The sequence below is a fragment of the Desulfosporosinus nitroreducens genome (genome assembly GCF_023897015.1).
In the GTDB taxonomy this organism is placed as follows: domain Bacteria; phylum Bacillota; class Desulfitobacteriia; order Desulfitobacteriales; family Desulfitobacteriaceae; genus Desulfosporosinus; species Desulfosporosinus nitroreducens.
This window is the reverse complement of record NZ_JAMHFY010000088.1, coordinates 1-1,381: the sequence shown is the minus strand read 5'-3', so window position 1 is coordinate 1,381 and position 1,381 is coordinate 1. Positions and strand designations below refer to the sequence as shown.

At 41.6% G+C, this 1,381-nt stretch carries 2 protein-coding genes; both read right to left on the bottom strand.

The features are described from left to right. Nucleotides 1-55: 55 nt before the first annotated feature. Nucleotides 56-793: an IS21-like element helper ATPase IstB gene (istB, locus tag M8E35_RS26280; RefSeq protein ID WP_252473922.1), complete on the bottom strand. Its 738-nt coding sequence runs from the start codon at nt 791-793 to the stop codon at nt 56-58. Then, nucleotides 786-1,381: Mu transposase domain-containing protein (locus tag M8E35_RS26275; protein ID WP_445012482.1), on the bottom strand; the 596-nt coding region annotated here is incomplete at its 5' end. The genes M8E35_RS26275 and istB, both read right to left, overlap by 8 nt.

The window sequence follows — 1,381 nt, the reverse complement described above, 5'->3', positions numbered from 1 at the left end:
TGTAAGCAGTCAAGTAAAACCAGCAACTTTTCGCCACAAACCATACAACATTTTATTACTGGGTAATAGTCTTCCTATGTTGGAGTCTGTAGCTGTTGCCTGTCATGTTTAAAATCTCGCAGTGGTGGATAAGTCGGTCTAAAATCGCAGTTGTAATTGTGGCATCCCCTAAAAAGTCAGCCCATTCATCGAATCCTTTGTTTGAGGTAATGATGAGTGATGTTTTCTCGGACATTGAGGACACAAAACCGAAGAACAAGTTGGCTTCTATTGTAGAAAGTGGCATGAAGCCAACTTCATCAATAATAACCAGTGCTGCCGAGTTGAATATTTTTATTCGTCTCTTACTGGCGGTCGAGATTTGCGAGGTTTTTAGTGTAATTATGAGTTCATCCAAGGTCGTAAAAGCTACGGCATAACCTAGGTTTAAAGCCTGTACCGCTAAGGATAAGGCCAAATGTGTTTTCCCAATACCGGGTGGTCCCAAGAAACAAATGTTGAACGCTTGCTCAACCCAAGTCATATCGGACAACCTTAGCATCTGTTCCTTGGATACGCTGCGTTGGAATCCGAAGTCAAAGGTTTCCAAGGTTTTTTCGGCTGGTAGATTTGCTCTTCTTCTGCGAATTAGATTTTGCTTTTCCGTCCGAAGACGTTGTTGCTCTGAAAGGAAAACCTCAACGCTTTCGAGAGGCGTGAGATTATTCTTTTTAGCATAAAGGGTTTCTAAATCGACAGGGCCCAAATGCAGTCCTGACACTAATGCATTGACACGTTCAATCCGTTCATTCATGGCTGCCACCTGCCTTTGCATAAACGTCCAGAGAGCGCTTCTCAGTGGTTACATGGTACTTGTTGTTGCTAACCGGAATAGCATTGAGGACGATTACTTGTTTTGGTTTGGCACTGTGCTCTAAAAAATCCTTTACATAGGTTATTCCGAAGAGTTTGCTCACCTCACAATATTTGATGGCATTTAGTACTTCATCAATCCCATATTTATCACATAATGTTTGCAGCAACCGGAACTGATCACGGGCATAGCGCGCTTTTTCTGTTCGAATTGTCTGCAGAAAATCTGTTGCCTTAAATAATAACAGCTCATCAACGGTATTCTGAGCTTTATCCATCGAGTCTGTAATATCTCTGGAATGACTGGTGCTCTTAATTAATTGACCTCTGCCGGTTGAGATTGGATGTTCACAGATAAATTCACCAAATACGGTCATAATAGTCAATTTTTCACTCTTCGCCTCAATGCTGACCTCTTTTTGGTTGTTGTATGTACCAAGAGGTAAAGAGTACCGATTGCTGTCGTAGACGATAGTGTTATCTTTTCGAACGTTTCTGTAGATGGTTACATCACTGTTTGATCGGATGT

What these genes read in the sequence shown, in the direction of transcription:
- istB (WP_252473922.1), bottom strand. Translation starts at nt 793, where the DNA reads ATGAATGAACGGATTGAACGTGTCAATGCATTAGTGTCAGGACTGCAT.